The organism is Pelagihabitans pacificus (genome assembly GCF_009371985.2).
Lineage (GTDB): Bacteria > Bacteroidota > Bacteroidia > Flavobacteriales > Flavobacteriaceae > Pelagihabitans > Pelagihabitans pacificus.
Window position 1 is genome coordinate 492,660 of sequence record NZ_VIKU02000001.1, and the last position, 20,035, is coordinate 512,694.

Consider the following 20,035-nt stretch of genomic DNA (forward strand, 5'->3'; position numbering starts at 1 on the left):
TTCATTCCTCAGGGAGTTTACGGTACTTCACATCCACTCCGGTTTCCGCCTGTGTCATTCTGGAGCCGACCACCGTATCATCGTCACCGAATTCAAAAACATAGGTGACCGTCGGGGCAAAGCCTTTGAGTTCGAACCGGGTCTTGGAGCGGGGAACCAGCTCCAATTCGAGCGAGCGGTACTTTTTGTACAACCGGCCATCCCTGGCGATCAGTTCATCCGTTTTGCCTTCTACTGTTTCATACTTACCGGTGTACCGGGGAAGATTGGTGTCGTTCAGGTCGTAATAGGTGCCTGCCACGATCTGTCGTATCTTTTGAAAGTCGGGATATTCGTAGTCGGCCCCTTCCAGATTACTGAGGTATACGATGGTGATATGATGCTCCATCTGATGTTCCAGATTGGAATTCCAACCGCCCCAACGCCCACTGTGTTGGGCAATACGGCCAAATTCTTCATCGACCTCTATATCCCAACCATAGCTATAAGTCAACCGTTCCCCGGAGGGTTCGGGGTAGAAAATCAGTGCCTTTTCGGCCTTGGTAAAAAAATCGCCTTGGGTGTGTTGCGTCCAACGGACCAGGTCTTTCACGGTGCTGTACATGGACCCTTGCCCCAAGAGTCCGGCATTGCTTGCCAACAGCTCGCTGGTTTCGGGCGCTTCGTCGGCCGGTAGAATGGCCTGCAGCGAATCGGAATAGACATAGCCCACGGCACTATTTTCAAGCCCCAAGCGGGACCGTTGCAGCGAAATGATGCCGGTGTCGTCAAGTCCCAGGGGTAGAAAGAGGTGCTTGTTCATCCATTCTTGGAACGATTGTCCGGTGACCGCCTCCATGATGGAGGCGAGCAGCACATAATTGGTATTGGAGTAGGCGTATTTCGCCCCCGGTTCAAAGTCTTTAAAACGTTCCTGTTCGGCAAGAAAGGCCACCAAATCCCGATTGGTCTTGACCTGTTCGGCCGACGGCTGTTCCAAGATAGTCCCTTCACCATACAAACCGCTGATGCCGCTGGTGTGGTTCAGCAATTGGGTTATCGTCACGTCTTGGTAGGCCTCCAATTCGGGAAGATAGCGCGAAATGGGGTCGGATAGTTCAATTGTTCCATCACGGGCCAGCAACAACATGGCCGAGGCGGTAAAGGGTTTGGCCACCGAAGCAATCAGGAATTTGGTTTCCAGGTCGATGGGACGGTTGTTTTCCCTGTCTGCCCACCCAACACTTTTGGCGTAAATCGTTTTTCCATTATGGGCGATGCACAGGGTCCCCGACGATTTCTCCCCGGCCGTCAATTGATTTACGTAGGTATCGAGCAAGGGGAGTTGCTGCGCATTGATGGAGAGTGTCCATGCCAAGGTCAACAATAGGGAAGGGAGTACCTTCTTCATGGTAATTATTCTATTTTTTTACACACAATGGTGTTCTCCCCTTCGATAATCTCAAGCACCGGGTCGCCCTCCTCCGATTTTGAAAAGGCGATGATGGGGTCGAAATCCTTTAGAAAAAACTCCGTATCCGATTGGGGGTACAACTGAAAATTGGGCACGCCCGGCATCTCCATCAAAAGGCTTTGCTCCTTGGCCGAAATGGTCACCTTTCTCCCACTAGGCTGTTCGTACACCCCTTCATAGGTCAGTAACAACTCCGCCTCCACGGGCACCGCCTTCGGGATCTCATCCATGGAACCGCTCCGATAGGCACGATGGATGATTTCGGTGCCCTCGCCCCAGACCTCCCGCACTACATTGTTGCAAAGCACCAGCCCGGCATCGGAATTGGTCATCACGACGATGCCGCGTTTGCTTTTTGGGAGCAGCACCAGCAAGGTCGCCACCCCAATGTCGTTGCCTCCGTGGTGGATGGCATATTCCCCGTTCGGCAGGTTCCGGATCAACCGCCATGCCAATGCTTGGTCCTGATTGTCGTTGATGGCAGTCTGGGCCGTGACCATTTTCTCAAAGATTTCGGGACGCAGTCCTGCCCCATTTAGGACATAGCGCCCAAAATTTGTCAGATCGTCGACGGTGGTCATGATATCGTCGGCTGCTTGCCCCTCAAAACTGTAATCGTCCAATACATGCTCCTTTCCCTGGGCGTCATAAAAGCGGCTGAACCGGTCCCAATTTGCCGTTCCGTCCCAAGAATGGCGTGTGTCGGGCATCGAGGCGGGCTTGAAAAGCAAGGTGTCCGCAAGGGTATCGATCACCGTGCCGTATCGTTTTTCGATGGCTTGCCGGAGGTACTCCATGCCTTCCCCGGAATAGTTAAAGGTGGTTCCCGGGTCAAAATCAAAGGTCAATTTTCCGGTGGGATGGTTCCAACGCCAGTTGACAAAGCCCGAACGCTGGCTGAGCACATCCCGGGAGGTGAGCTCTTTATGCCGGGGGTCGTCCTTTACATCCTCGTCCACATGATAGGGATAGAGGGGTGCATCCAAGTCCCACTGCCCCCGGTCCACCAGCTTCATCACCGTGGTCCCGAAAACGACTTTGGTGATGGAGGCGATATTAAAAAGCAGTTGTTGGTTTGGGGTCGAATCCCGAGGGCTCAAGACCTTGCTAAAAACGATTTCCCCCTCTTCGATGATGCCGATGCCCGCATGGGGAATATGGAGCTCCTGTTGCCAGTCGATCACCTTTTTTTCGAGGGATTCAAAGCGCGTTTCGGGGCTGTCGGAAACAGCCATTTTTTTGGGATTCTCGGTACAGGAGCTACACCAGAGTAGCAGGCACACAAGCGAAATTCTACCGTTCATAGGATATTGTTTTTGAAAAATAAAGGGGTTCCAGGGTGGGCTCCATTGGAATATGGATGCCTTGAATCGTATCATTTGCATCGGTATCAATCTCCAAGACGAGCGGCGGCACTGTTTCGGAATCGATTGTGGCTTGCCGCTCCGGTTGCCCTTGAAAGTGTTTTGTGGCGGTGCGCTCCAAAGGAAACGCCCCGATTGGAAAAACAGCACGGTATCCATTTTCGAGTCTTTTGATAGTGATGGTCCCATACCCCTTGTTCGTATAGGAACCGGAAATATCCAGTGGTGCCCATTTTTGGGGATCGGATAACGCGGTTTCCGGGGAGGCAGCCCCCTCTTTTTCCTCCTTTTCCTTTTGGAAATAGGCGAGCCAGTCGGTCGTGTCGGCCTTTAAGAAATGATCTGACAGTGTATTGCGTATGAGATAGGGCGCATCGGAATTATTTAAATTGGTGAGGACCACGATGCCCAAGGATTCGGCTGGAAAAAAGCAGACATTGGCCGAAAAACCGTTGATGTTCCCACCGTGTTCTACCCGGTAATGACCCTTGTAGGCGCTCAGCATCCATCCAAAACCGTAATTGGAAAAGAAAAGGTCAGGGAACTCCTCGTCAGGCAGGTTCGGGCGCATCACCATCTGCGAGCTGATGGCCTCCTTCACATAGGCCTCCGGCAACACCTGTTTTCCGTTGAACTTACCATTGTTTAACCAACAGCGTAACCATTGGGCCATATCGCTGGCGGAGCTGCTGATATTTCCTGCCGGGGCCATCCCCCTTAAATCATAATACGGCATGGGTGCCCATTTTCCGACCGAGGTCGTTTGGTAACCGATGGCGGTATTGCCGTTAGGGTCTGAAATCATTTCGGCAAGGGATTCCGTCATACCCAGGCTTGAAAAAAAATGTTTCTCGATAAGCCGGCTCCAGCTTGCTCCCAATCTTTTTTCGGCCAAATAGCCGAGGAGCATATAGGTAAAATTATTGTAGTGGTAGCGCTGTCGAACGGAGGCAAAAGGTTGTAGGTATTGCAATCGCTCCACGAGCCGATCCCTGTCCGTTTCGGGAAACAGGTACCACGACAGGTCGTGTCTAGGAAGCCCCGTGCGATGACTCATCATATCCCTGATGGTACTATTCCGGTTCATTTCTTCCGTGTTGAATGTCACTTCTTCCAAATAAGCGCGGGGAGAGCGCTCCAGATCGAGCGAGTCGAGCTCCTGGGCGATACCGACCAGGGCTGCCGTAAAGGCCTTTGTACTAGACCCTATAGGGAAGCGTGTGTGGGCATCTACCTGTAACTCTTTTTCGATATCCCGATACCCCAAACCCTGACAAAAAAGCAGCGTATCGTTACGTACGATGGCCACTGCGGCCCCCGGGGTATCGGTGGCTTCCAAAATGTGACGGATTTTGGTCTTGATAGTCGATCCGGATTGGGAAAAAACCGGCGTAATGCCCCATATCAAGAGGAAAAAGAGTAGTAAGCGCATGCCAAATGATGTTTATTCCGCAAAATTATCGGATAACCATCTTCCATAATTGTAAAAATCGAAAGCTAGCTTTTCACTCTTAAAATAGGTTTTGGGCGACACCCCTACGATGGCCTTAAATTCCCTGATAAAGTGCGATTGATCAAAATAGCCAAGTTGCAGTCCCAGTTCGGTGAGCGTCTGCACCTGTTTTTTCTGATAGTTCAAGGCCCGATGGGTACGGGTAATCTTGATCAGTTCCTTGGGCGACACCCCAATGTGGTGCTTGAACAGGTTTCGGACCGTTGTGGTGGAAACGTTGAGTTTTTGAGCGATGTCATCTACCTTGTTCGCATCGTCCTGGTAAATCATTTTGGTAGCGAACAATACCTTTTGATTGGTTTTCTTGGATAAAAATTGCCTTTGAAAAAAATCGGAGAAATACGTTGCGAGTAGCTGTTGCGAAGGTTCATTCCGTACTTTTTCAAAGAGGCGATGCAAGGCATCCCTCCCGAAAACGGACTCCGCATCGATGACCTTGCCCTTGGTGAATTCGTTCAATCCTTCCTTGACGAACAGATTGAAGTAATAGGGTTTAAAACCGACCGAGATTTCCTTGTAGGCGGCGCTGAGCTTTATTTGGTATGACTTGTCGCTCATGCCAAAAATGGAAAAGCGGGGGATGGTGGTCCATTGCCCCCGTTCCTTGATATAGGCATTTCCATCCAATATGACCCCCAACCCGATGACCCCATTGGTGATGGTTTTGTACTCGAGGGCTTTTTCCGAATTCGACATCACATAGCCCAACTCCACAAAGGGGGCCAAGAAATGCTCTTGATGAAAATGAAGGGTTTTATAGTCCATGCGCGTCCCAAAAATACATATTCGCGACGGGCTGATACCTCCAAAGGGCGTTCCATGCACTTTTTGGGACACTATTTCAAAAAGATGAAAAATCAAGGGCGCACTGAAAACAGTCACCAGGAGCTATTTACGAATGCATCACTTATCCGCCACTACCTGCGGACCGCTCTCCGAGGTCTCCAACACGTCTACCCGTTCTACGGTGCGTCCCTTTTCCCACAGGAGGCGCAGGTCTTCCAAGCTGAGGTACAAACAGGGAACGATGACCAAAATAATGGCCGTGGCGAAGACAATCCCGAATCCTAGGGAGATGGCCATGGGAATCAGGTAAAAGGCCTGGCTGGAGGTCTCCAGTATGATCGGTGCCAGCCCCCCGAAGGTGGTCATGGTCGTCAGCACAATGGGTCGGAACCGACGGAGCCCCGCCTCGTGAATCGCTTCATAAATCGAATGGCCTTCCTTGCGGCGCTTGTTGGCATAGTCGATCATGATCAGGGAATCGTTCACCACCACCCCCGATAAGGCGATGACCCCCATCAAACTCACCAAGGAAAGGTCGTAGCCCAGCAAAATATGCCCGATAACCGCCCCCACGATCCCGAAGGGAATGGCCGTCATGACGATCAGCGGCTGGGTATAGCTGCTAAAGGCAATGGCGAGCAGGGCGTAGATCAAGAGCATGGCGATGGAAAATCCGGCCCGGAGCGTGTTGGTACTTTCCCGCATATCGGCCTGGCTTCCCTCAAACGTCCAGGTAATGCCCGGAAAATCGGCCCGCAGTTGCGGCAGGGTCTCTTCCTGCACCGTTTCCAACACCCGACCTACGGAATTGGCGGGTTCCACATCCATCCCCACGTTCACGACGCGGCGTCCGTCCCGGCGGTTGATGCTACTAAAGGCTTCGCGCTGTTGTACTTCCACCACTTCCATCAAGGGCACCTCGATACCGTCGGGGGTGCGGATCAGGAAATCCTCCAGGTTCTTGATGTCCTTTCGTTCTTCCAAGGGCAATTTGACCCGTACCTCGATTTCGTTCATACCCCGCAGCTGCCGCATCGCCAAGGCTCCGAAAAAACCGTCTCGCACCTGTCTGCCGACCGCATCGGAGGTGAGTCCCAAATTGCGTCCCTGGGGCAAAAGCTTAAAATCGTACTGCATCTTGCCCTTGTTATAGTTGTCGGTCACGTCGCGGGTGTTGGAAAAGGCCTTCATCCGTTGGACAAAAGCGGCGCTTGCCCGTTCCAATACGTCGATATCCGAATGGCTCAAGTCGATACTTATGGCCTGCCGTGCACCCCCGGGACCCCGTTCGGCCTCAAAGGTAATCTGGTCGACCCCCTCGATATCGCCAATATTATCGCGCCATAGCGCAATCACTTCGCCGGCGGTGATATCGCGCTGGTCTGGGGGTAGCATCACGATTTCCACGTCGATAAAGTTCTGGCCCCGTACATTGGTCTTAATACCTTCGGCCACTTCATAGAGGTTATGCTCCTCGAACATCCGTTGGGTCGCATTCGAAATGGCATTCGCCACCTTGGCGGCCTGGTCGGGCGTCGTGCCCACGGGCAGCCGTACCCCGCATTCGATTTCATCCGCGGCGACCTCCGGCATCACGATCATCCCCATATGCCCGCTATAGCCATAGCCCCCGACGATCAATAAAAGGGCCACGGCGGCGCTCAGGGTGATATAGCGGTACTGCAGACATTTATCAAGGACGGGGCGATACCGTTGTTCCACAAAGTTGTTGAATCCCTGGGCAAAGGAACGCTGCCACCTTTCCAACAATACCAGCCACTTCCGTTTCTTTTTTTCCTCCTTGAGATGGGCCAAATGGGAAGGCAAAATGAACAAGGCCTCCAGGAGCGAAACGGCCAAAATAACGATGACCACGGCGGGGAGCGGTTGCCAGAACTTTCCAGTTTCCCCGGGCATGAACAACAGGGGAACAAAAGCGATGATGGTGGTTACGATACTAAAGATGACCGGAAGGGAAACATCCTTGGTGCCCGCAATGGCGGCCTGCATGGGACTCATGCCCTTTTGCCGGTATTCGTACACGTTTTCGCCCACGACGATGGCATCGTCGACCACAATACCGAGCACCACCAGAAAGCCGAACATGGAAATCATGTTGACACTGATGCCGATCAAAGGGAGTAAAATCATTCCCCCCACAAAAGAGACCGTCATCCCCATCATCACCCAAAAGGCCAGGCGGTATTCCAAAAAGAGGGTCAGGATGATCAGCACGATAATGATGGCGAGCACCCCGTTTTCGGTCAGCAGGGAGAGCCGTTCCCGATAGTCCTCGGCGCGGTTGCTATCCGTTCGGTATTGGATCCCCGGGGGTAGTTGAAAGTCATCCAAAATGGCCTGCACCGCCTCCGCGATTTCCAGGGGCGATTGGTCGCCGATCCGGAAAATACGAAGCTCTACATAGTTCTGCTGATTGAATTGCCCATGGAAGCCGACCTCCTCGAACCCATCCGTGATTCGGGCGATGTCCTTGAGGGCGACCTTCGCCCCATCCTGGGAGGTGATAATGGTGATGTTCCCGTATTCGTCCGCCCACTGCTTACGTTCCTGCATGCGCAGCAATATTTCCCCACTTTGGGTCTGCACGGCCCCTGCGGGCACATCGCTGCTGCTCTGTTCGATGATATCGGCCACCTGGCCCAGGGTAAGGTTGTATTTTTGGAGGGTGAGTCGGGGGATTTCGATACGGGTCTCGTATTCGGGCACATTACCCAGTTCTACCTGGGTGATCTTGGGGTTGTTCAAGAGGATGGTCCGCAAACGCTCCGCCAGTTGGCGCAGCGTCCAAATGTCCGCCTTGCCAAAAAGGCCTATTTGGAGCACGTCGCGTTGGCGGTTTTGCAAGGCTACTTGGGGCCGTTCGATATCGTCGGGAAAGGTCTGGATGCGATTGATTGCCTGATCGATATCCTGGAAGGCCTTCATCCGTTCCGTACCGGCCACCAGTTCGATGGTGACCTGGCCGGAGCCTTCATTGGCCTCGGAAACGACTTCCTTGATACCGTTGACGGCCCGTACGGCCTCCTCCACCGGTTGAAGGATACCCTGCTCTACCTCCGCGGGGGATGCACCGGGATAGACGACGGAGACCTCTACAAAATCCAGTTGGAATTCCGGGAACACCTCTTTCTGGATGGTGAACATGGTAAAAATACCGCCCCCCAACAAAATGAGCATCAATAGGTTGGTGGCAATGGAATTGCGCGCCATATAGGCAATCGCTCCCTCTCTTCTAGGTTTTCCCTGTTCCATGTTCTCGTTCTTCGCCATTCTATTTTTTATTGCGGTGCTTTGTTGTCGGCCGTTTTCTCTTCCGTGCGCAATCCGATACCCTCGCTGACGGTACTTAGGTCGGTGATGACCACCTGGTCCCCATCGTCCAATCCTTGGCTGATATAGGCATATTGGTCATCGGTCAGTTCGATTGCTACCTCCCGTATTTCCAGTTTTTCATCCTTCATCACCCAAACGGTCTCATTGCTCCGAACATACTCCCGGTCGAGGCGCACGACCCCCTCAATCGGGTTCGCCTGGATGTTCACTTCCACAAAAGTACCGATCATCAGTTTGGGCAGGCCCTTGGATTCTTTTGTATTGGCCAGGGGGTCGGGCACTTTGACCAACACCCGGGCGAGTCTCGTTTGCCCGTCCAAGGCCCCGATCTGCTTGTCCAAAAACCCTTCTCGAAATGCCCCGGTCGGCCAGGCCGTCGAATTTTCGATGCGTACCGGCGAACCCATTTCCGCATCGTTCCCCGGAAATTGCAACCATCGCAATTTGGCCACCGGAACCGTAGCGGTCACCCAGTAATATTCGGTGCCCACAATACGGCCCAGGTTGTCCCCCTGTGCCACCTGGGAGCCCTTGGTCACGTTTTGGCTCAAAATATGGGCGTCGAAAGGGGCGCGAATGGTCGTCCGTGCCAGATTCAATTGCGCCTGTTCCATGGCGGCCCTCGAGGCACCAATGGTCGCCTGTACGGCGGTAAGCTGTGGTTTTCGCAGTACCAATTGGCGTTCCTCCTCGGAAAGCGGATTATCCCCAAAGAGGGAATCATCGGCGATGAGCTGCAGGTCCTGTACCGCTATTTGCTGTCGCCCCATCTCGGTATCCAGCGCGCTTTGCGATTGCATCAGTTCGCTTTTTCGCAGTTCAAGGGTATTGCGGTAATCGGCCGGGTCGATTTGCAGGAGTACCTGGCCCTTCTTGACAAATCCACCAGGGGTAAAGGCCGGGTCCCTACGAATGATCTGCCCCGGCACCAAGGGACTCAAAATTACGTCCTCGACCGGTTGTACGGTGCCCGTGGCGACAATTACGGGCTCAAAAGTGCCCTTTTCCACGGGGACCACATCGACCAGCATGGCGGTTTCCAAGGTAGCGCCCTCCCGCTGTGCCTCGGGCTCGGTGGAAAAGATAATGACCGTGATGGCGATGCCCGCCAGCAAGATTCCCAAACAAATCAATAGAATTTTTTTCGTGCTCATACCCTTATTTTACCGCTTCGATTTCCAGTTCCCGTTCCGTTTCAAAACCTCCGGCCAAGGCCCGGTACAGGTCGATGCGAATCTGTACCTGCTGTGCTTGGGCGGCTACAAAATCCCGTCGAAGTTGCTGCTCACCATCCAAGCCGATGAGCACATCCAAATAGGGACTAAAACCGTTTAGGAATTCCACCCGCAACTGCTTATTGCTTTTTTCGGCTAGCCTTAACTGGCGGTCGATGGTTTCCAATCGTTTTTTCTGCATCAGGTCCCGTACCAACCCGTTTTCCACCTCTTGGAAGGCGACCAGGGTGGCCTGTCCGTACTGGTAGAGCCGCTGTTCCTTAATGGCCTGGGCGCGGTCTACTTCCGCGCTGAGGCGCCCGCCATAAAACAAGGGGGCCAGGATGTTTCCGCCAAGGGAGTAGGCCCAGTTTTCAAAAAGGTTGGCAAAATTATTGGCGCGCAATTGACCGCGGCCACTGATGTTCAGTCTGGGATATTTGCTCTGTACCGCCGAGGCCATGTCGCGATCCGCCGCCAGCAATAGCGCGTAGGTTTGTTGGATGTCCGGCCTACGGCGTACCAGCTCCAGGGGCAGTCCGGTTTCGGGAAGTTCCGGAATGGCAGGAAGCTCGCCCTGCTCCCAGTCGATCGTTTCCTGGGGTTGTTTGCCCAACAACACCGCCAATTGGTTTTCCAGCAATTGCACGTTGGTACTAAAAATAAGCTGTTGTTCCTTCGTACTTTCCAGCAACTGCGCCTGTCGCAAAATGTCGACCGCCCGTATTTGTCCGCCAACGAACCGGCTTCGTATCAATTTGATGATATCCTGATTGACCGCGATTTGGTCTTCCGTGATCCGCAATTGGTTTCTCGCTGCGAGCAATTGGTACCAAGTGTTTGCGATTTCGGCGGAAAGGGAAATGGCGGCGGCACGGTAGTCGTAGAGGCTCGCCTCGGCCCGGAACTTTTCGGCCTGTACCGCGGTGCGGATCCGACCCCACAAATCGATTTCATAGGAAGTGGATAGGCCCAATTGGATATTTTCCCCACCCCTAAAGTCGTTTTGGGGAAAGTTGATCGCGGATTGGGCCGAGGCATCGAACTGGGGCCATTTGATGGAAGCCTGCCCCCGTACCACTGCCTTTGCCGCGACGAATTGTTGCCAGGTGGCCGCAAGGTCAAGGTTGGACCCCAAGGCCTCCTCGATCAATCGATTCAGCTGCTCATCCCCGAAGGCCGTCCACCACCTATCCTCCAAAACGGCTATCCCCTTATGGGAAAAATCCTGCACCTCATCCAGCGGCAAGGCCACGTTCGAAAATTTGGGAGAGCAGGCAGAAAGCCAGAGTACCACTGCCAAGAAAAAAACTAAACGGGGCCTGCGACTTCCCAAAAGAGTAACCCCTTTGTACAGTCGAAAAGGTATTAAGGCGTTGCATGAAGGTTGGCGGTATTTCATCACTCCCTAAAATAAGGCTTTCCAAGGAATATTTGAGGAAACAAAAAGGGAATAATTTATACGGATATCGACACCGTCTATGGCAGACAAGAAATGACCCCGTAAGGAAAATCAACATCGGACCCCGTGCCGCCACTTTCCCGGGCCACCATAGCTACGAAGGCCGCTGTGACGATGCCAGCGTGTATCAACAAAGGGGTTTTCAACAAACTTTCTAGTAAAAAAAGACACTTTCAGGGGGGTGTTCGGGGCAAATGGATTCATTTTTTTTACAAATGGTGCAATTCGGATACCGGGTGTGTCGCTAATTTTATGGAATCAGTAAGAAGACTATATAAAAAAAGGAATTATGGAGACGAAAACACGCATATCGGTCCAAGACCGTTTTGAAATCAATGAGTTGATAGCCCGTTATTACTTGGCCAATGATGAAAAGGATGTCGAGGCCGCCCTGGCCTGTTGCACCGATGATGCCATCATTAGTGGCGACTTTAGCATGCGCCCCGACCATCAGGAAGAGGATTTGAAAAAAATCTACGCGGGGGAACCTGGAAAAAAAAGACATTTGATGCTGAATCATATCGTAACCGATTTTGAGGGGGATACCGCACGTACGCAGCACTTGATGTTGGTCATCGAAGCGAGCCTTATTCCTGCTGCCGTAGCGACCTCGCAGGTTACGGACGTGCTGAAGCGCACGGCGGAGGGATGGAAAATTGCGGAACACAAGATTACCGTCGATCCCAGTGGCAAATGGATCGTTCAAATGGGTCAGGGCATCCAAAATATGATAGAAACGGTCAAGGAAAAATTATCCTGATTTCCCCGAACCGGAAATTTCCCAGCCGTCCCTTGGATGAATCCGTGATGCCTCGAATAGCCGAGGGATGGCGCTCGCTTTTTACGGCACTACCCGACCAGTCCAGGGGTTCAACCACCCGACCAATCCAACGCACCAGCATGCCTATGTTGTATCCGATATTTTTGAGAGTTGTTTTGCTCGCCATCTTCTTACTGCCCATGGCTACGCCACTCGCGTACGGACAGGATTTTAAGGATTTCAAGGACATCTTCACCTTCTACCCTAACAAAAGGAAGGTACAAAAAGACAGTTCACGCTACCTAGCCAAATTGGTGGCCGCACCCGTCATTTCCTATTCTCCCGAAACAAGTCTTGGAATCGGCGTGGGCGCCAAATACCTTTTTAAATTCAATGGCAGTGGTCCCGAGACCCGCACTTCCAATATGCCTGCGACCTTACAATATACCCTGAACAATCAATTTGTGCTATTCTCCGGTTTTGAGGTTTTTACCAATCAGGAGGAATGGGTCATCGAAGGCAACGTGCTCGTTCAAAATTATCCCAGGTTATTTTACGGTATTGGAAGGGATGCCCCCAAGGAAAACAAGGAGGAGTATAATTATGTGCAGGTCTTGGTGGAACCGATTTTCCTAAAACAGGCTTTTTTTCGCTATCTATTTGTCGGTGCGGGCGTACGATACAATCAAATTTTCGATGTCCAGACCGAAGCCGGCGGTATTCTGGAAACCGAGCAGCCGCTCGGCTACGAGGGCTCTACCTCTATGAGCGCGGAGTTCGCGATGCTCTACGATAGTCGCAACAATATTTTGAACGCCAATAGTGGTTGGTATTTTGAGTTTACCCATGGGTTTTACGGTAAGGTCTTGGGGGGCACCCATAACTTTGAGCTTTCCAGATTTGACCTGCGGCACTATTTTACCCCCTTTAAAAATAAAAAGGATGTGCTGGCGGTGCAGTTCATCGGGCATTTTTCCCAGGGCGAGGTACCCTTTTCCGAGCTCGGTCTCTTCGGGGGAAGTGAAATCTTGCGCGGGTACCGGGAAGGAAGGTATGTTGCCCGTACCCTCTTGGCGGGACAACTGGAATATCGAACTACTTTTGGTGACTCTCGCTACGGGATGGTGGCATTTGTCGGTGGTGGGGATGTCAATAGCAACCTCGGCGATTTCAAACTCGGGAATATTCGACCCAATTTTGGGATTGGCCTTCGATTTTTGTTGGATCGAAGCGAGAATTTGAATATTCGTCTCGACTGGGGTTTTGGGGAGGCATCGAACAATTTATACCTGGATATCGCAGAGGCCTTTTGAGTGGAGCCCCCACTATCCGGAAACAACGATTCCAAACCCCGAGGCATATGGGTATCACATATGAAGAAGAGCGTGATACGAGGCTTTCGGACTGACCATTATCCGCAAATGGCTACATCACAAATGAAAAGCCCTCCTCCGCTTTCACTCTGTTCAAGCTTCGGAGGGCGTACTATTTACATCAAACCAGTCTTTTGTTCCGAAATGCTATGCCAGAGCCGGACTTTAAATAACGCTAAAATTCGTACGCTTTTTGCTTGTCGGCAAAGAAGGAAACATGAACTAGGTTCAGGGGTAGCTTATCTTTTGTAAAACTGACCTCGCCACGTTCATGTGCCCTGATGCGTTAGTGTAGATTGGCCGAAAAGCCGGTGTAGTAGTTGCCGTTGGCACAGTGGAGAATGTATACGGCATAGGGAAGGGTCATGGTGGAGTTTTAAGGGATTTTGGCGTAATTTGGGCAAAATCGTTTGATTTATTTCAGGTAAAGGTAATGTGCGGGAAGGAGGTCCTCCTTCGCACTCGCTTTGCCCGAGCTTCGGAGGATGAATGAATAAAAATGTTGATCGTGATACGTTGACTTAGGTCCACCGGAGCCCGACGGTTCGGAAGGTGAGACTTGTAGATATGATTAAAAAGCCCTCCGTCGCTTCTCGTAAACCCGAAGCTATGGAGGGCGTAGGTGGAGCCGGAGACGGCCGAGCGTGAAGAAAAGGTCCGGTGGACCTTTTTAGCGATGGCGCGAGATGGCGCGCTGGCATTCGAATCCCGACGGCGAAACGAAAAAAACCACCCGAAGGTGGTTTTTGAAGTGGAGCCGGAGGGATTCGAACCCTCGTCCAAACAAGCAACGAAAATGCTTTCTACATGCTTAGTTTCCGTTTGGTTTTCGACGCACGCCTGACCGGAAACGGCCTAACGAACGCTTAGCTTCTTACGTTTTGGTGCCGCTATCGAAGCGCTAACGGCCTTGTGTTGACTTTTATGGTGCCCCTGAATGGATCGCCGTCAACAAGGGCTATCCAGGGACATCTCGCTTCTCCGCCTTGCGGAGACGAGGCTAAATCCTACTATAATTCAGATTAAGCGGCAAGAGCGTAGTTATTATCGCCAATTAAAAGTGTGAAATATGAGATTAACGAGCTGTATCCCAGCGCTCGGCATGCTTACATCACCATTGGTCTCGCTGTCAAAACCAGTCGGCCCCGTAATGCGTTAGGTAAGTGGTGCTTACCGTATACGAATTGTGCCCTGACGCTCGCGAGCTCGGTCAAGGCCTTCTTCACACATTGTATTTTTTCAAAGAACGTATTCGGGCGTTTACCCCCTTCGCTCTCGTTTCATTCGAGCTTCGGGGTACCGGGCTATCCGCTTTTACTCCTCCCCTGCCGCGCTCCCGCTGCACGCGAGCTACGAAGGGTCCGGGGTAATCGCTGCTATCCCTAACGCGCCTTTCGAAAAAGGATTGCGAAGTTAACAAAAACTTTGCCTATCGCTACAATTCCATGTATTTTCGAGCAAAATTTATACCAAATAGTTGTCCATGAAATTTGGAATCATCCGCGAACGCAAAAACCCGCCCGATGGCCGTGTAGTGCTCTCTCCCACCGCCTGCCAAAAAGTCCTGACCACCTTCCCGGAAGCCGAAATCATCGTAGAGCCCTCCCCCATCCGCACCTTTACCGATGCGGAGTACGTGGCGGCCGGCATCGAAGTGGCTCCCAAAATGGAAGATTGCGACGTACTCCTGGGCGTCAAGGAAGTGCCCATCGAGCACCTCATCCCCGACAAAAAATACTTTTTCTTTTCCCATACCATCAAAAAACAACCCTATAACCGAAGCCTGCTACAGGCCGTCCTACAAAAGAACATCGAACTCTACGACCACGAGTTGATCACCAATTCCAAAGGGATCCGTTTGGTCGCCTTCGGTCGCTATGCCGGCATCGTCGGTGCCTATAACGGGGTGCGGGCCTACGGACTCAAACATCGGCTGTTCGAATTGCCCAAGGCCGAAACCCTTGCCGACCAACAGGCACTCATCGCCGAACTCCAAAAAATCGAGCTGCCCAATATCAAGATACTTCTTACGGGTCGCGGTCGCGTGGGCAACGGTGCACGGGAAATGCTCGATGCCATGAAGCTCCGTAGGGTGAACGTAGGCGAATACCTGGAAGAAACCTTCGACGAACCGGTCTACTGCCAGATCGATGCCTCCGAATACAATAAACGCAAGGACGGCGTTCGTGGGAACAAAGCCGATTTTTTCGCAAATCCGCAAGACTATCGGTCCGACTTTTTCCGCTTTGCCAAGGTGACCGACTTCTATATTGCCGGGCATTTCTACGGGCAAGGGGCTCCCTATCTCTATACAAGGGAGGATGTCAAACAGCCCGACTTCCATATCAGCGTCGTAGCCGATATCAGTTGCGATATCGACGGACCGGTCGCGACCACCATTCGCCCCTCGACCATCGAAGAACCGGTCTACGGCTATGACCCCGAAACCGAATCGGAAACCGATTATAGCGACATGAAGGCCATTGCCGTCATGGCGGTGGACAACCTGCCCTGCGAATTGCCGCGCGACGCCAGTGTGGGCTTTGCCGAAGCGTTTCAAAAACACGTGATTCCCGCTTTTTTCAATGGCGATAAAGACGGGGTGCTCGAACGTGCCCGAATGACCCGCAACGGGCAACTCACCAAACACTATGCCTATCTACAGGACTACGTGGATGGGAAGGAGTAATGGGTACCGTGTTCGATGGGAAGTGCTAGTGATCCGGTGAACGGTTTTCCAGATAAATAACAAGCAAAATTCCCAAGGTATAAGCGACCAGATCTTGAATGCTAAAACTGTTTCCAAAAACGAGATGGGCCCACTGATGCTGTTTCAAACCCAATACCCCGAGAAAGTTGGTGGCTTGTAAAAACTCGACCGTATAGGCGATACCCAAGGTTACGAGCGCAATGGCCCGGGAATTTCCTTTCAAAAAGCCCTTCAAAAAACAGTAGAGCAGGATGACCACCAAAAAATCCCCCACGGTATAACGAATAAAGCCACTTTTTAAAAAGTAGGCAATTCCCGCTTCGATAAGGAAAAGCAATATGAAAAAGAGCAGGTACTTTTTGTTACACACAAATCGTATCATAAGTTGAATCCCATTAAGTTCCTCCCATCAGTGACAAGGAGGTGTATGCATTCCAAAATTTAAACATCTTTCCTCCCTTTCATGGCGGTTTTTTGCCCGCTGCCAAAAATTGATGCTGTGGGGCTTTCAATTCAAAAGAATGCCGTATATTGTTTTTCCTTTGATTAGCACCTGTGAATTTCCATTGGACCTTTAACGAAACCACAGACGAGCAGCTCAAAAAGTTCTGCATTGAGCTGGAATACCAATTACGACGCAAAATCACCCGATTCTTGATGGATCGGGTCGAAAAGGAGTGTCAGGGCGACTTTTCCTGTTTCCATTTTGAGGTCGATATGGTGGCGAAGCGAATCGCGCTCTCCCCCAAGACCCCTTCCCGATTCCGGCAATTGATCGAGGCCGATTTCGAGACCGAGATCAATCATAACTGTTGCTGACCGCCACTTCATTATGCTTCAACAAGGCCCGGAGCAACGTGAACAAAATCCATAGAAATCCGCCAAAGGCCAACGTGAACAACCACATTTTGGGCTCTTTCATACTAAACCAGGCCTGATGAAACAACGTGGTAGGCTTAGTCACGATGTCCCAGGAATTAAAACGCAAAAACCGTCCTAGATAAATCCCGAATCCGCTTAGTAGACAAATCTTGAACAGCGAATAGGAAGCAACGGTCCTGTCATATCGTTCCGCCAGTAGCCCATATATATCCAGCAGGGACAACAAGCCAAAAACCAATCCGTTTAGGGCGAACACAAAGACCAGAAAGAGGTCGAACCACCGCAAATGGGATGCTTGGTCGTGTAAATGCACCAAGTCGGTGATGATATACGGACTATTGGGCAAAAACAACAGCCAAATGAGAAAACTACCGGTTCCCAGTAGTTTCGAATTTCGCAACCAACGGCCATGGCACAAGGCTTGGGAAATGACAAAGGGAATTCCGGCAAGGAAAAGATTCCATACCAAAAAAAGATAAAAATAGGTCTGGGTCAGTTGTATCCGAAATACGAGGAGTGCCAAGGCAAATGCCGTGGACAACATCAAATTGAGATACAATGCCCTGTTTTTTGCTAAAAGTGTTTTCATTTATTTGTTTTTAAGTGTTTATAGTAGCTGCAGGTATAAGAAAGCTATCGAGAGATTGAGGAGCGAGAGCACCAAGGCCACCAAGTGCTCCTCGAAATCCTTGAAATGCACCAGTAGATTGATGAATAGCGTCATCACCAAGACCGCATACACTCCGAAAAAGAGAACCAGAAAAACAATTCCCCAGAGAATGACCGGGTCAACGGGTGCGAACAAATAGATCAAAAAAAATAGCGTGCCAACGGCAAAAGAGACCTGTGCAATCCGTAAGGCGACCCGATTCAAACCGCTCTTAAAATAAGCCCTCATCTGGAATCGGCATTTACAAGATTATCCAAGCTGTATTCCTGCCAGGTCTTTTCGTACTGCTCGTTTACGAACGACCGGTACTTTTCCTCAATGGCTTTCCTGCTATCCGGGGGAATCGTTTCAGGATGTTCCTGCAAAAATCGATGAAGTGCTGTACTGTTATTGGACCCCAGATGGATCAGATACTCCAAATCGGGATTTCCGATACTCCCGAGATTATAGTGCGTAATGGTTTGGTTCCATGGGATGGCGGCACTGATGATCAGAAAACCAAATACCGTAGCGATATTGGTTCGGACCAAAAAAGTGAAATTCCTGACCTTGGCCACTTTGATGTAGGCGGTCAACAGACCGGTCAGTGTCAGCAGCAGATATACAAATACCCCGATGCGCTTATAGGTGAGCCCCAATGCCTCTACATACGCATAGTTTTTGTAAGCCGTAAAAGCGACCAACACCACGTTCAAACCTATCCAAAGGAAGGTCAATGCTTTGATGCGTCGATTGCCCCCGTAAAAATTGAGGTTTCCACGAAAAAAATAGAGGATAAGCCCAATGGCGCATAGTATGGAAAACAGTAAGGCATACACCCCTTGATGTACCGATTTTGAATAGTCGGAATTCGTAAGCACATTCTCCTGCAGTAAATAGATGATATCCGTGATCAAAAAGAAAACCAATAGCAGGTTGAGCGCAAAGAACACCATGCCACCCAAGGTATTTTCGCTTTGTAATTCTTTCTTGCTACCGATCAACACAAGTTCGGTCGGTTTTTCCAGGACATTCCCTTGCGAACGATCAAACTCGATCAGTTGCAGGGCCTCATAAGGACGTAGAAGATGTAGGAAGACAACGTATCCCAATACGGTAAAAAATAGCCAAGGAAAGCTGATAAAATCCAAATTTATCCGCTCGAGGAGATTGCCGAAAACGGGATTGGCATTTTTATAGAGCAACCCAAAAACCAATAGCAACAACAAAGCGGCAAAACCGCCCTTGATTCGATTCCAAAGGATTGGGGACAGTTTTTTACTTTCCTTTGGGGCGTCCCCATGGTGGATGGTGAGATGGGCCAAGGATGCCACCATCATATTGATGACGCCCAACAACCAGGAAATATACAGCGAACTTTCCTTGGAAATCGATTTGCCCACAAATACCAAAAAAGCCATAAAATGGACGAAGATGGTGAAGCCCGTGGGGTTCAGGAAGACAAAAAAGGAAGTAATGATATAGGCGCTGGCAAACTCCCATGCAGGGGGACGCGCTTTGGAGACCGTGGTGACCAGTACAACGACCAATATGGAAATCAAAAATAGATTGAGGCCGAGACTTTTGCTGTAGAACAATAGGCTAAAGGCGATTGCCGACAGCAGGCATTTGATATGAATGTTCATAGTGGATTTATTTTAAATGTTTATTGAATTAAAAAAGTGGTCTTTATCCTGTCGATAGGTTGATGCAAGAGTTTTTGAAAGTCGAGCTGATGAAAGGTGAGGGCGTTCCTGCCCCTTCGAAAAGCGCTCTTGAAGCGCTTGAATTCGTCGGGGTAGAGCAACGTGCCCAAAACAATCACGGCGTACAGGTACAGGCTCCTTTTTCCGTTTCCCCATAGGTAGTACTGCATGCTGATTTCCTCGGGCACTGAAATACCGGTTCCCGTAAGTACGTGGTACACATCGTGACTTTCGAGCTTGGGCTGCATCTCAAAACTGTGCTGCAACAGAAAACAGGCCAAATGAAAGCCAAGACTGGTCGACGGGTATCGCAACAACTCCCTCAGGGAAACATTCCACACCTCATTTTGTTTTAGGTACTTTTGATAAGGCACTTTACTCCGCTCGTATAAGGTTTCCAAAATCAGTGCTCTCATGATTCAGTTTTAAAAGTACTTTGTATTTCAAAGTACATACATAAAAAAATTATTTCCCAATCAATTTTTCCAAGGCTTCGATGTGTTTTTCAAAAGCCTTTTTCCCGGAAGCCGTCGCTGCGTACCGAGTATTGGGCTTACGCCCGATAAACTGTTTTTCCACCTTGATATAGGCTTCTTTCTCCAAGGCCTTGGTATGACTGGCGAGATTACCGTCGGTCACCTCCAAAAGCTCCTTTAGCATATTGAAATCGGCATAATCGTTCACCATGAGAATACTCATGATACCCAACCGGATCCGATGGTCAAAAGCCTTGTTGATGTTGTCTATTAAACTCATAGTACGCTCCCGTCGAGGCGGGAATCCCTTTATTCATTTTTAAACCTTAGGTG

At 50.7% G+C, this 20,035-nt stretch carries 17 protein-coding genes and 1 other RNA gene; 4 read left to right on the forward strand and 14 right to left on the reverse strand.

Annotation, left to right across the window (positions count from 1 at the left end; all coding sequences use genetic code 11):
• Position 1 precedes the first annotated feature (1 nt).
• Genes FK220_RS02150 through FK220_RS02180 form a run of 7 tightly spaced genes read right to left on the reverse strand, consistent with a single transcriptional unit; the run spans position 2 to position 11,086 of the window.
• The gene (locus FK220_RS02150; protein ID WP_152572633.1) at positions 2 to 1,390 is read right to left on the reverse strand and encodes a serine hydrolase domain-containing protein; all 1,389 of its coding nucleotides are present in this window, start codon (positions 1,388 to 1,390) and stop codon (positions 2 to 4) included.
• 5 nt (positions 1,391 to 1,395) lie between these two features.
• Positions 1,396 to 2,757, reverse strand: a complete 1,362-nt coding sequence (locus FK220_RS02155; protein WP_166204741.1) for a serine hydrolase — start codon at positions 2,755 to 2,757, stop codon at positions 1,396 to 1,398.
• Complete coding sequence (locus tag FK220_RS02160) at positions 2,747 to 4,249, reverse strand: serine hydrolase domain-containing protein (protein WP_152572635.1); 1,503 nt, start codon at positions 4,247 to 4,249, stop codon at positions 2,747 to 2,749. Before FK220_RS02160 ends, FK220_RS02155 begins: the two co-directional genes overlap by 11 nt.
• Positions 4,250 to 4,261: 12 nt before the next feature.
• Positions 4,262 to 5,212, reverse strand: coding sequence for a helix-turn-helix domain-containing protein (locus FK220_RS20235; RefSeq protein ID WP_152572636.1), 951 nt, complete (start codon positions 5,210 to 5,212; stop codon positions 4,262 to 4,264).
• 21 nt (positions 5,213 to 5,233) lie between these two features.
• Entirely contained in the window at positions 5,234 to 8,407 is a 3,174-nt protein-coding gene (locus FK220_RS02170) for an efflux RND transporter permease subunit (RefSeq protein WP_238718870.1), read from the reverse strand.
• A gap of 8 nt (positions 8,408 to 8,415) precedes the next feature.
• Complete coding sequence (locus tag FK220_RS02175) at positions 8,416 to 9,624, reverse strand: efflux RND transporter periplasmic adaptor subunit (RefSeq protein ID WP_152572637.1); 1,209 nt, start codon at positions 9,622 to 9,624, stop codon at positions 8,416 to 8,418.
• A gap of 4 nt (positions 9,625 to 9,628) precedes the next feature.
• Positions 9,629 to 11,086 carry an efflux transporter outer membrane subunit gene (locus FK220_RS02180; RefSeq protein ID WP_152572638.1) on the reverse strand — a complete coding sequence of 486 codons (1,458 nt, stop codon included), beginning with the start codon at positions 11,084 to 11,086 and terminating at the stop codon, positions 9,629 to 9,631.
• Positions 11,087 to 11,435: 349 nt separating this feature from the next.
• Between FK220_RS02180 and FK220_RS02185 the strand changes: the two genes are divergently transcribed.
• Together FK220_RS02185 and FK220_RS02190 are read left to right on the forward strand one after the other, a co-directional pair.
• Positions 11,436 to 11,906 (forward strand): nuclear transport factor 2 family protein, encoded by a 471-nt coding sequence (locus FK220_RS02185; protein WP_152572639.1) that lies wholly within the window; start codon positions 11,436 to 11,438, stop codon positions 11,904 to 11,906.
• Between the two features lie 47 nt (positions 11,907 to 11,953).
• A complete protein-coding gene (locus tag FK220_RS02190; RefSeq protein ID WP_317168298.1) occupies positions 11,954 to 13,219 on the forward strand; it encodes a BamA/TamA family outer membrane protein in 1,266 nt (421 codons plus the stop codon).
• 809 nt (positions 13,220 to 14,028) lie between these two features.
• Here the strand turns inward: FK220_RS02190 and ssrA are convergent.
• Positions 14,029 to 14,426: a transfer-messenger RNA gene (ssrA, locus tag FK220_RS02195) on the reverse strand.
• A 336-nt stretch (positions 14,427 to 14,762) separates the two neighbouring features.
• Here ssrA and FK220_RS02200 point away from each other — a divergent pair.
• On the forward strand, positions 14,763 to 15,968 hold the full coding sequence (locus tag FK220_RS02200) for an NAD(P)-dependent oxidoreductase (protein ID WP_152572640.1): 1,206 nt from the start codon (positions 14,763 to 14,765) through the stop codon (positions 15,966 to 15,968).
• Between the two features lie 25 nt (positions 15,969 to 15,993).
• Here FK220_RS02200 and FK220_RS02205 read toward each other — a convergent pair whose 3' ends face one another.
• Complete coding sequence (locus FK220_RS02205; RefSeq protein WP_152572641.1) at positions 15,994 to 16,371, reverse strand: ribosomal maturation YjgA family protein; 378 nt, start codon at positions 16,369 to 16,371, stop codon at positions 15,994 to 15,996.
• A gap of 173 nt (positions 16,372 to 16,544) precedes the next feature.
• On the opposite strand from FK220_RS02205, the gene FK220_RS02210 reads away from it, so the two are divergent.
• Entirely contained in the window at positions 16,545 to 16,808 is a 264-nt protein-coding gene (locus FK220_RS02210; protein ID WP_152572642.1) for a hypothetical protein, read from the forward strand.
• Here FK220_RS02210 and FK220_RS02215 read toward each other — a convergent pair.
• The 5 genes from FK220_RS02215 to FK220_RS02235 are packed head-to-tail and all read right to left on the reverse strand — an operon-like array spanning position 16,789 to position 19,982.
• Positions 16,789 to 17,460 carry a DUF1361 domain-containing protein gene (locus tag FK220_RS02215; RefSeq protein ID WP_152572643.1) on the reverse strand — a complete coding sequence of 224 codons (672 nt, stop codon included), beginning with the start codon at positions 17,458 to 17,460 and terminating at the stop codon, positions 16,789 to 16,791. The genes FK220_RS02210 and FK220_RS02215 overlap by 20 nt on opposite strands.
• 18 nt (positions 17,461 to 17,478) lie before the next feature.
• Positions 17,479 to 17,769, reverse strand: a complete 291-nt coding sequence (locus tag FK220_RS02220; protein ID WP_152572644.1) for a hypothetical protein — start codon at positions 17,767 to 17,769, stop codon at positions 17,479 to 17,481.
• Positions 17,766 to 19,166, reverse strand: a complete 1,401-nt coding sequence (locus tag FK220_RS02225) for a DUF4153 domain-containing protein (RefSeq protein ID WP_152572645.1) — start codon at positions 19,164 to 19,166, stop codon at positions 17,766 to 17,768. The genes FK220_RS02220 and FK220_RS02225 overlap by 4 nt, the downstream gene beginning before the upstream one ends.
• A 20-nt stretch (positions 19,167 to 19,186) precedes the next feature.
• A complete protein-coding gene (locus FK220_RS02230; protein ID WP_152572646.1) occupies positions 19,187 to 19,642 on the reverse strand; it encodes a Coq4 family protein in 456 nt (151 codons plus the stop codon).
• 49 nt (positions 19,643 to 19,691) lie between these two features.
• Complete coding sequence (locus FK220_RS02235; RefSeq protein ID WP_152572647.1) at positions 19,692 to 19,982, reverse strand: winged helix-turn-helix domain-containing protein; 291 nt, start codon at positions 19,980 to 19,982, stop codon at positions 19,692 to 19,694.
• Positions 19,983 to 20,035 lie beyond the last annotated feature (53 nt).

What these genes read in the sequence shown, in the direction of transcription:
- FK220_RS02150 (WP_152572633.1), bottom strand. Translation starts at nt 1,390, where the DNA reads ATGAAGAAGGTACTCCCTTCCCTATTGTTGACCTTGGCATGGACACTC.
- FK220_RS02155 (WP_166204741.1), bottom strand. Translation starts at nt 2,757, where the DNA reads ATGAACGGTAGAATTTCGCTTGTGTGCCTGCTACTCTGGTGTAGCTCC.
- FK220_RS02160 (WP_152572635.1), bottom strand. Translation starts at nt 4,249, where the DNA reads ATGCGCTTACTACTCTTTTTCCTCTTGATATGGGGCATTACGCCGGTT.
- FK220_RS02170 (WP_238718870.1), bottom strand. Translation starts at nt 8,407, where the DNA reads ATGGCGAAGAACGAGAACATGGAACAGGGAAAACCTAGAAGAGAGGGA.
- FK220_RS02175 (WP_152572637.1), bottom strand. Translation starts at nt 9,624, where the DNA reads ATGAGCACGAAAAAAATTCTATTGATTTGTTTGGGAATCTTGCTGGCG.
- FK220_RS02180 (WP_152572638.1), bottom strand. Translation starts at nt 11,086, where the DNA reads ATGAAATACCGCCAACCTTCATGCAACGCCTTAATACCTTTTCGACTG.
- FK220_RS02185 (WP_152572639.1), top strand. Translation starts at nt 11,436, where the DNA reads ATGGAGACGAAAACACGCATATCGGTCCAAGACCGTTTTGAAATCAAT.
- FK220_RS02190 (WP_317168298.1), top strand. Translation starts at nt 11,954, where the DNA reads ATGCCTCGAATAGCCGAGGGATGGCGCTCGCTTTTTACGGCACTACCC.
- FK220_RS02200 (WP_152572640.1), top strand. Translation starts at nt 14,763, where the DNA reads ATGAAATTTGGAATCATCCGCGAACGCAAAAACCCGCCCGATGGCCGT.
- FK220_RS02205 (WP_152572641.1), bottom strand. Translation starts at nt 16,371, where the DNA reads ATGATACGATTTGTGTGTAACAAAAAGTACCTGCTCTTTTTCATATTG.
- FK220_RS02215 (WP_152572643.1), bottom strand. Translation starts at nt 17,460, where the DNA reads ATGAAAACACTTTTAGCAAAAAACAGGGCATTGTATCTCAATTTGATG.
- FK220_RS02220 (WP_152572644.1), bottom strand. Translation starts at nt 17,769, where the DNA reads ATGAGGGCTTATTTTAAGAGCGGTTTGAATCGGGTCGCCTTACGGATT.
- FK220_RS02225 (WP_152572645.1), bottom strand. Translation starts at nt 19,166, where the DNA reads ATGAACATTCATATCAAATGCCTGCTGTCGGCAATCGCCTTTAGCCTA.
- FK220_RS02230 (WP_152572646.1), bottom strand. Translation starts at nt 19,642, where the DNA reads ATGAGAGCACTGATTTTGGAAACCTTATACGAGCGGAGTAAAGTGCCT.
- FK220_RS02235 (WP_152572647.1), bottom strand. Translation starts at nt 19,982, where the DNA reads ATGAGTTTAATAGACAACATCAACAAGGCTTTTGACCATCGGATCCGG.